Below are 9,733 nucleotides of genomic sequence, written 5' to 3' on the forward strand. Positions count from 1 at the left end.
AAGCGAGATAAAATCCCAAGTAAATATTGTTTACTTGGGACGTGATTTAGTCGCGATAGCGACTTTGTTCTAATTAAGTTCACTTAATAATCGATTGGGAGATTGTATAATCAAGTTAGTCACCTAAAATAAAAGGTCATGTGAATTTCATGTTATATTGAAAGTAAGACCAAACAAATAAAGCACTAGGTGAATTAACCTGTGCTTTATTTGTTTAAATAAAATGTTATGTTGTGTCGCCCTCAATTAACTCTACATCATAGATTGATCGATCAGCGCCCCTCTTACCTTTGTTTTCTATTTGCTTTTGTAACGAATAAACAAGTTGCTTTGCCAACGTTTCAATCGGTTGTTTAATCGTTGTCAATCTGGGTGATTGTAGTGTTTTTGTGAAAGAATTGTAGTCATAACCAACAATCTTCAAATCATCCGGTACATTAATTTTATTTTTTTTGGCATACATACTTAAAGCATAAGCGATAAGGTCGTTACTACAAAAAACACCATCGTAATTAATCAAATTATCACCGAGTTTTTCTTCGACAAAACGATAATTATCTTCAAATGTTAAATTGATATTTGCACCTTCTAATACATCCCACTCGACTTGATGACGAGAACATACTACTTGAAAAGCATCATAACGCCGATTTGATAACATTTCAAAATTAAGAGGGCCGGCTATATGAAGTAATCTTTTGCAACCCTTTTTGATTAAATGTTGCGTGGCTAATTCGCCACCATGATAATTATCACTCGCTACATAAGGAATATCAGTTGAGATAATGCGATCAAAAGAAACAATAGGTATTGTTAATTTTTTGTAGACATCTGTTTCTAAAGTGTGGCTACACATAATCACACCATCAGCACGATGCTCTTTAAGCATTTTCAGGTAGCCAGATTCTTTTTCCTTATCATTTACAGAATTGCAAATAATAATTTTGTAATTTATTAAACTTGCATAATATTCGATCCAATGAACCATTTCACTAAAGAATGGGTGGCGGATTTCAGGAACAATGAGTCCGAAAATATATGATTGATTAGATTGTAATGATCGGGCGATTTGATTTGGTGAATAATTTAATTCCTTAATGGCGTCTTCAACCTTCTTGCGGGTTTGATCACCGATATATCCACGATTATTCATTACTCGTGAAACGGTGGTGACAGAAACACCAGCCTTTTTAGCAACATCTTTAATTCCTACCATGTGTCATTCCTCGTTTACAATTATTGATATTGATTAGTATACCACATGTCAAACGTTACCCTAAATAAAAGTGTTTTATCTTATTTGTTCTGTGTAAAATAACTTCACTTCATCTTAAAGCCCTGTAATCACCCTAAAATTAAAGGTATTCACCGTTTATTAACAAAATAAATATATGAAAACGATTGACACATTTTTGTCGTGGGATATGATGTAGTTGAAAAGGCTAGTCATTAAACCAAAGGAGGGCGTGACCACAGCAATTTTCTTTAAATTTCTTAGATTTATAATGCCGAATTTGATAACGCTTACAAAAATAGGGGGTTAAAAAATGAGAAAATATTTAAAAGAATTTGTTGTATTAATGTTGACAGTTCTAACTTTGGTGGCATGTGGAAACGATAACACATCTAGTAAAGAGGTTGTTGAGCTAACACTTTTTTCAACCATAACTAATGAAGTTGAACAAACTGCTTTAAATGATGTGGTTGCACAGTTTGAAGAGGAAAATTCAGATATAAAAATTGATGTTAACTTACCGACAACAGAATACGAAAGTATGCTACGTGTTAAAATGGCTGCAAATGATATGCCTGATTTGTTCGACACTCATGGATGGGCTGTAAATCGTTATGGTGAATATACAATGGATTTACGCGATATGGATTGGGTGGCGGATTTAGATCCAGCTTTAGAATCTATTTTTACGGATGAAGATGGTAAGGTATATGCTTATCCAATCAATCAAGCGAAGGATGGACTTACTTATAACAAGTCATTACTAGAGGACTTAGGGATTGATGTACCGACTACGTTTGATGAGTTTATAGATGTATTGAAGCAAATTCGTGATACTACTGACGGAGAGGTCACACCTTTATGGTTTGAGGGTTCAGATCGTTATGCTTTAGGGTATTTCTTTGATTTAATGTCGACGCAGTTACTCATTACAGCAGAAGATCATGATTATTCAGCAGAGTTATTAGATGGATCGTTTAATTGGGATAATTACACTTATCTACCAGAGAATTTTTTAATGCTGCATGAAGAAGGTTTACTGAATCCTGATATTTTATCAGCGCAATCTCACGAACGAGCTGAACTCTTTGCACAAAATAAAATTGCCTTTGTTTCTGGTACAATGCCAGCTATCTCCGTTCATGAGTTAAACGAAGATATAGAAGTCGGTGTTATGCCTTTGCCGGCAATCCATGAGAGTGGTCCGATGAGTTGGATTGGTGGTGAACGTCATACGTTTGCTATTTCAAAAGATACTCAATATGTAGATGAAGCAAAACGCTTTATTGACTTTTTGGCACAACCAGAAATTGCGAAGCAACTTGCTGAAGGAATGGACTTACCAGCAGGACTATCGACAGTCACTCCTGATATTTATTTCCAAGAAGATTATGATCGGTTTGCAGATGTAAACGTTGAGCCATATTTTGATCGTGTTTTCTTACCGAGTGGTATGTGGGATGTTTATGGTACAACTGCTCAGGAATTAATCTCTGGTCTACTAGATCCTGAAGGCGTATCAGAAACTATGGAGAAAGAATATACACGCTTGCTTGAAAATGAGTGATTTTAAAAAATACAACGAGTAGGTTTTACCTACTCGTTGTAAGATTTGGAGTGATAAAAGTGGCTGGGAAACTAGATAAACTCAAGAGAAAAACCAATTCAGATAAGTCATCATTATGGTGGATGTATTTACCAGCATTGCTATTAATAAGTTTTTTTATTGTCTATCCTTTTTTAGATGGCATTAGAATTTCATTGACTAACTGGAATGGGTTTTCCCAATCATATAAATTTATTGGACTTGATAACTATAAACGTATGCTTCAAGATCCAAATACTTGGTTGGTATTAAGAAATACGCTTCTTTATGGTGTTGGTAGTACGATTTTTCAAAATGTTATTGGTTTACTTTATGCTTTATTATTAAATCAAAGTATTCGTATGAAGGCTGTAGCTAGAACAATTATTTATTTGCCTGTTATTATTAGTCCATTAATTATGGGATACATTTGGTATTTCTTTTTTGCTTATCAAGGCGGTGCTTTTAACGATGTTCTTGTATGGTTAGGGTTTGAACGAATGAATTTATTAGGTAATCCGGATGCGAATATTTGGATCATTGTGATGGTTAATACTTTCCAATTTGTTGGAGTTGCAATGATTATTTATCTTGCGGGTTTGCAAAGTATCTCGGCTGAATATTACGAAGCAGCTAATATTGATGGTGCATCTCGTTTTCAACAGTTTAAAAATATTACACTCCCACTATTAATGCCGTCAGTTACGATTAATATGGTTATTAATATTATTGGTGGATTGAAATTATTTGATGTAATCATTTCATTAACGAATGGTGGACCTGGTATGGCATCTCAATCAATGTCGACGTATATGTATAATCTATACTTTTCAAGACAAGATGCTGGATATGCAGCGACGCAGGGAGTTTTAATGATGTTAGTCATTTTAATTATCAGTTTTAGTGCCCTAGTATATTTCCGGAGCAAGGAGGTTGAAGCATGATGAAGAAATCAACAAAAATATGGTTAACGATTTTAGCGAGTGTTATCAGCATAGTCCATTTTATCCCTTTCTATGTTTTGCTTACAACCGCTAGTAAGGAGAGAGGAGACTTTAGTTCTAAGTGGTTTTTCCCCGATCAAATTAATTGGTCAAATTTCTCTGAGGCTTGGGAAAAAGCAAATTTAGGTTCAGCACTATTTAATACGACAACAATTACATTTTTCTCGGCGATAGTGTTAATTTTTATTGGTTCATTAGCGGCATATCCGTTAGCGCGTCGTCAGACTAAATTGAATAAGATGGTCTACTTTTTCTTTATTTCAATTATGATCATTCCACCACTTGCTGCTTTAGTGCCGTTATATCAATTAGTAGTAGACATTGGAATGATGAATACAAGAACAATTGCTGTTTTAAATAATGTTGCATCATATTTACCATTAACTATTTTTCTATATGCCGGATTTATTCGTTCGACAGTACCTAAAGAATTGGAAGAGGCGGCAAGGATTGACGGAGCAGGTACAATGAATATTTTCTTTAGAGTTATTTTTCCGCTCTTAAAACCAATTACCGCAACGATTTTAATAATATCCTGTGTATATATTTGGAATGATTTTCAATTTGCAATCTTCTTCTTGCAAGATAAATCTGTTCAGACAATGACGGTAGCGTTATCAAGCTTCTTTGGAGAAAATACAAATAATTTGCAGTTAGTTGGGGCTGCAGCGCTAATTGCTATGGCGCCAATGGTTACACTGTTTTTGATTCTACAGAAATCATTTATTAAAGGTTTAGCGGCGGGAGCTGTTAAGGGTTAATTTACTCTAATTTTATTTTTAATGGTATATAGAGTTGATATAGGAGGAAATGATATGGCGATCTATTTTGATCATGAAACGAAAATGTTCCATTTACAATCAAAATCATCAAGTTATATATTTCAAATTGTTAATGGTGGCTATTTAGCGCATTTATACTGGGGGAAGCGGGTTCGTTCAACTTCGATGCCACGTTCATTAAGATATATTGATCGTGGATTTAGTGGGAATCCTAATAAAGAAGATCGAACGTTCTCATTAGACACATTACCACAGGAGTATCCTGCATATGGTAATACTGACTTTCGTACTCCGGCAGTTCAGATTGAAACAGAAGATGGCGGTCGAATTACTGATTTGCGTTATTTAGATCACGAAATTAAAAAAGGTAAGGAAAAGCTTCAAGGCCTTCCTGCAACGTATATTGAGGATGAATCTGAAGCGGATACGCTTTATCTCTATTTACGTGATGAGGTGACAAATTTGCATGTCACGCTTACCTATACCGTATTTAATAATGTAAATGCAATGACACGTTCTGTTCACTTTGAAAATAAAGGTACACAAAAGTTGAGGTTATCTAAAGTAGCATCCATGAGTATGGATTTTAGGGATACTGATTTTGAAATGATTAACTTACCTGGAGCTCACGTACGTGAACGTGATATTGAACGTTTACCTTTACGACGTGGTATGCAAAGTGTAGAAAGCCGTCGTGGTTCAAGCAGTCACCACCAAAATCCGTTTATCGCATTGGTGAGAAAAGAAACAACTGAACGAAATGGGGAAGTTTACGGATTCAGTTTTGTGTATAGTGGTAACTTTAAAGCTGAGGTTGAGGTAGATCAGACGAGTCAATCACGTGTTGTTATGGGCATTAATGATTTTGATTTTGAATGGTTGTTACAAAATGACGAGGTATTTCAAACACCAGAAGTTGTGATGGTTTATACAGATAAAGGTTTAGGTGATATGTCAAAAACTTATCATCAATTGTATGGTCGGCGATTAGTTCGTGGTATTCATCGTGATAAAGTTAGACCGATCTTAATTAATAATTGGGAAGCAACTTACTTCGATTTTAATGAAGAGAAAATCTTAGAAATTGCTACTAAGGCAAATGAAGCTGGAATAGAATTATTTGTTCTTGATGATGGTTGGTTTGGAAAGCGAGATGATGATTTTACTTCATTAGGGGATTGGGTGGTTGATGAAGCTAAATTACCAAATGGCTTGAAGCATCTCGCAGAAAAAATTAATGACTTAGGAATGCAATTTGGTCTTTGGTTTGAACCAGAAATGGTCTCCCCTGAAAGTGAATTATATAAAGAGCATCCTGATTGGTGTTTGCATGTTCCTAATCGAAGACGATCTGAAAGTCGTAATCAGTTAGTACTTGATTTCTCTCGTCCAGATGTTTGTGATGAAATTATTGAACGTATCTCTAAAATTTTAAAATCTGCTCCAATCAGTTATGTAAAATGGGACATGAATAGAAACATGACGGAAATTGGATCGAGTTACTGGGGAGAGGATCAACAAAAAGAAGTAGCTCATCGTTATATGCTAGGGCTATATTATGTGATGGAGACGATTACGACAAGTTTTCCTGAGATTCTTTTTGAAAGTTGCTCGGGTGGCGGGGGACGTTTTGATCCCGGTATGCTTCATTATATGCCACAAACATGGACAAGTGATAACACCGATGCAGTCTCACGTTTACGCATTCAATATGGAACGAGTCTTGTTTATCCAACCAGTTCAATCGGATCTCACGTGTCAGAGGTGCCGAATCATCAAGTTGGTCGGATAACGCCTCTTCAAACAAGAGGGCACGTAGCAATGGATGGTAATTTAGGTTATGAACTTGATGTGACAAAATTGTCTGATCAAGAGATTAAAGGGATTAAAGAGCAAGTTGATTTATATAAGTCAATTCGCGAAACTGTTCAATACGGAGATTATTATCGATTGTTAAGTCCGTTTGAAGAGGGGTGCTATGGATCTATTCATGTAAATCAAGCAAAATCTCAAGCAGTTTTTATTTATGTTCATGTTCTTGCCGAAGCAAACGGACCGTTTCACGCGGTAAAGTTAGCTGGACTAGATGAAAATAAAGATTATCAGATTGTCGAAACAGGTGAAGTCTTTAGTGGAGACAGTCTAATGAACATAGGTTTAAACGTTCCATATGCCGATCATGATTTTAAAAGTACAATGTATCGTTTGATAGAGGTTAAATAAGGAGGGTGATCATATAATGCAACTGGATCAGCCTTTTCAACTTAAGGATGCACCAATTGATGTGCTGTCTATTGGGGAACTTCTTATTGATATGATATCAGACAGTTATCTAAATTTAATTGATAATAATAAGTTCCGAGCGTATTTTGGTGGTTCTCCTGCAAATATATGTATGAATGTTAATCGGTTAGGTGCAAAATCTAAACTAGTGTCTGCTGTTGGTGATGATGTTTTGGGTGATTTTTTAATAGAACACTTAAACAAACAATCAGTTAATACTGAGTTAATTCAACGCAGCTCACAATCTACAAGTATGGTTGTTTTAAATAAAAGTAAAGAAACTCCTATTCCGATTTTTTATCGCGGCAGTGATTATCAAATTAAATTAACAGATCAATTAAGTAAATCGATTAAGCAAACTAAAATAATCCATTTTTCTTCTTGGCCATTATCAAAATATGAATCTAGGAAAGTTGTCTATGAGATAATTAAATTAGCAAAACAAGAAAATGTACTAATTGGTTTTGACCCGAATTACCATTCCGAGCTTTGGGATAATCCCGTTGAAGGTATTGAAATAATGAAAGAAATGATAGGGAAGGCTGATATTGTAAAGCCTTCGGAAGATGATGCTGAGCGTCTATTCGGTCCTGATACAGCAGAGAACCAAATTGATAAATTTCACCAACTGGGGTGTCCGACTGTTCTAATGACTCTCGGGAAAGATGGTGCGATTGTCTCGCTTGATCGAAAAAAAACGTATTATAAAACAATGGCAAAGCAAATAATTGATACGACTGGTGCTGGGGATGCTTTTTGGTCTGGATTTTATACAGGTATTACGCTTGGGGAGACAGTAGAGAAAGCTTTAACAATTGGTTTTTTAGCAAGTGCATATAAACTACAATTTACTGGTGCAGTTGTAGAATTACCACATTATCGGGACTTGCTAGTATCAGAAATAAATGTGTGACAAGGAGTAGATTTAATGTTGAAGAATGAAGTACAACTCATTACTTATCCTGATTCAATGGGTGGTGACTTGAAACAACTAGATTATTTACTAAACAAATATTTCAAGGATATATTTACTGGTGGTGTTCACATTCTCCCACCGTATCCATCATCTGGAGACAGAGGGTTTGCTCCATTAAATTATTTAGAAATAGAACCTTCTTTTGGTGACTGGGAAGATATTAAGAGTATAGGAACAGATCGAGCAGTTTTGCTGGATTTAATGGTGAATCATATTTCTCAACAGTCACCGTATTTTCAGGATTTTATTAAGCGAGGTCGTCAATCAGAATATGCGGATTATTTTTTAACCTTAGATAAAATTTGGCCTGATGGTGAACCTAGAAAAGAAGACATTGACAAAATGTTTTTGCGAAGAGAAGTGCCCTATTCAACATTTACTATAGAATCAACAGGCGAGACGGAACGTGTATGGACAACGTTTGGCAAAACGAATCCGTCAGAGCAAATTGATTTAGATATTCACTCAGAGAAAGTGAAGGCTTTATTTACGGAGTTTTTCGAGAATTTTAAGAAGAATAATGTGAGTATTGTTCGCTTAGATGCGATCGGTTATGTCATTAAGAAATTAGGAACGAGTTGTTTCTTTGTTGAACCTGATATCTATAAGTTTTTAGATTGGATTAAGGAGTTAGCAGACTCGCTTGATATTGTTTTATTACCTGAAGTTCATGCCCACCATACGATCCAATCTAAATTAAGTGAACACGGATTCTGGATTTATGATTTTATTTTACCATATCGAATACTAGAAGCGATGATTAATAAAAAATCAACCGCATTAATTGATTACTTGAAAGAACGTCCAGCAAACCAATTTACCATGTTGGATTGTCATGATGGTATTCCTGTTAAGCCAGATTTGGACGGACTTATTGATACAAAAGAAGCTCAGAATCTTGTTGATGAAACTGTTCGCCGAGGATCAAATCTAAGCTTGATTATGTCTGATGAACATAAAGATGAAGATGGGTTTGATGTTCACCAAATTCGTTGTACCTACTATTCAGTGTTGAATGAAGAGGATGATCTTTATATCGCTTCACGTGCGCTTCAATTCTTCGTACCAGGGATTCCACAAGTTTATTATGTAGGCTTGCTCGCAGGTACTAATAATGCAGAGAAGATCAAAGAAACAGGAGATGGGCGTGAGATTAATCGTGAAAATTTCTCAATTGAACAAGTCGAAGAATCTCTGAATAAAAACGTTGTAAAAAGACTCCTCAAACTGATTCGTTTTAGAAATGAGTATCCGGCTTTCGATGGAACATTCACTATTCTTGAAAGCGATCAAGAGTCAATTAATTTAAGGTGGGAAAATAATCAATCGATCTGCACCCTGTTTGTCAGTCTGAAATCGGGTAAGGCAAAAATTGACTACATTAACAGTAAAAATGAGCAGGTTGAATATATATTATAAGCTCTTTATTTATTTAACATTACATTTTTTAAAAAAGAGTGACTGTCATTTTAGGTAAATAATCAATTGAAAAATCAACCATCTTATAAACCGAGGTGGTTGATTTTTGTTGCCTTATTCTATGTCTGTCCATTTTTCAATCATTATTTCTTCCGTATGTTGCTTTTAGTCAAACGTAAAAATAACGAAGTTGAAGTTTGATTCAAGCGGATTGTAGTAAAAGCTAAGATCCTCCTAGCTGTGGTGTCGTATTTTACCAACAATAAATGCTTCAGGGTTTTCATCTAAGCATAAAAACAATTTACTCCGACAATCTGATGCGCAAAATCACTGTAAAAAATCAAGCTATGAATAATTTAGGATATATAACTATTTAGAACCTGCATTATTCATAACTTGATTTTTTATAGGTGATTTGCCCATTAAATTGCCAAAAGTGAATGCCAGTTA

At 35.1% G+C, this 9,733-nt stretch carries 7 protein-coding genes; 6 read left to right on the forward strand and 1 reads right to left on the reverse strand.

Translation table 11 applies throughout. The features are described from left to right. Positions 1-226: 226 nt before the first annotated feature. Entirely contained in the window at positions 227-1,216 is a 990-nt protein-coding gene (locus tag ABD814_RS07615) for a LacI family DNA-binding transcriptional regulator (protein WP_344911886.1), read from the reverse strand. Between the two features lie 331 nt (positions 1,217-1,547). On the opposite strand from ABD814_RS07615, the gene ABD814_RS07620 reads away from it, so the two are divergent. The 6 genes from ABD814_RS07620 to gtfA all read left to right on the forward strand — a co-directional run bounded on the left by ABD814_RS07620 (position 1,548) and on the right by gtfA (position 9,283). Then, complete coding sequence (locus ABD814_RS07620; RefSeq protein WP_344911888.1) at positions 1,548-2,801, forward strand: ABC transporter substrate-binding protein; 1,254 nt, start codon at positions 1,548-1,550, stop codon at positions 2,799-2,801. Between the two features lie 122 nt (positions 2,802-2,923). Continuing rightward, positions 2,924-3,763: a carbohydrate ABC transporter permease gene (locus tag ABD814_RS07625; RefSeq protein ID WP_344911896.1), complete on the forward strand. Its 840-nt coding sequence runs from the start codon at positions 2,924-2,926 to the stop codon at positions 3,761-3,763. Continuing rightward, entirely contained in the window at positions 3,760-4,584 is an 825-nt protein-coding gene (locus ABD814_RS07630) for a carbohydrate ABC transporter permease (protein ID WP_425549068.1), read from the forward strand. Before ABD814_RS07625 ends, ABD814_RS07630 begins: the two co-directional genes overlap by 4 nt. A 54-nt stretch (positions 4,585-4,638) precedes the next feature. Beyond that, the gene (locus ABD814_RS07635) at positions 4,639-6,828 is read left to right on the forward strand and encodes an alpha-galactosidase (RefSeq protein ID WP_344911890.1); all 2,190 of its coding nucleotides are present in this window, start codon (positions 4,639-4,641) and stop codon (positions 6,826-6,828) included. 16 nt (positions 6,829-6,844) lie between these two features. Continuing rightward, the gene (locus ABD814_RS07640) at positions 6,845-7,801 is read left to right on the forward strand and encodes a carbohydrate kinase family protein (RefSeq protein WP_344911892.1); all 957 of its coding nucleotides are present in this window, start codon (positions 6,845-6,847) and stop codon (positions 7,799-7,801) included. A 15-nt stretch (positions 7,802-7,816) separates the two neighbouring features. After that, positions 7,817-9,283 carry a sucrose phosphorylase gene (gtfA, locus tag ABD814_RS07645; RefSeq protein WP_344911894.1) on the forward strand — a complete coding sequence of 489 codons (1,467 nt, stop codon included), beginning with the start codon at positions 7,817-7,819 and terminating at the stop codon, positions 9,281-9,283. Positions 9,284-9,733: the final 450 nt, after the last annotated feature.

Source organism: Amphibacillus indicireducens (assembly GCF_039539605.1).
GTDB lineage: Bacteria > Bacillota > Bacilli > Bacillales > Amphibacillaceae > Amphibacillus > Amphibacillus indicireducens.

Bases quoted from the DNA above. Each gene is read 5' to 3' on its own strand.
- ABD814_RS07625 (WP_344911896.1), top strand. From the start codon at position 2,924: ATGTATTTACCAGCATTGCTATTAATAAGTTTTTTTATTGTCTATCCT.
- ABD814_RS07635 (WP_344911890.1), top strand. From the start codon at position 4,639: ATGGCGATCTATTTTGATCATGAAACGAAAATGTTCCATTTACAATCA.
- ABD814_RS07620 (WP_344911888.1), top strand. From the start codon at position 1,548: ATGAGAAAATATTTAAAAGAATTTGTTGTATTAATGTTGACAGTTCTA.
- ABD814_RS07640 (WP_344911892.1), top strand. From the start codon at position 6,845: ATGCAACTGGATCAGCCTTTTCAACTTAAGGATGCACCAATTGATGTG.
- gtfA (WP_344911894.1), top strand. From the start codon at position 7,817: ATGTTGAAGAATGAAGTACAACTCATTACTTATCCTGATTCAATGGGT.
- ABD814_RS07630 (WP_425549068.1), top strand. From the start codon at position 3,760: ATGATGAAGAAATCAACAAAAATATGGTTAACGATTTTAGCGAGTGTT.
- ABD814_RS07615 (WP_344911886.1), bottom strand. From the start codon at position 1,216: ATGGTAGGAATTAAAGATGTTGCTAAAAAGGCTGGTGTTTCTGTCACC.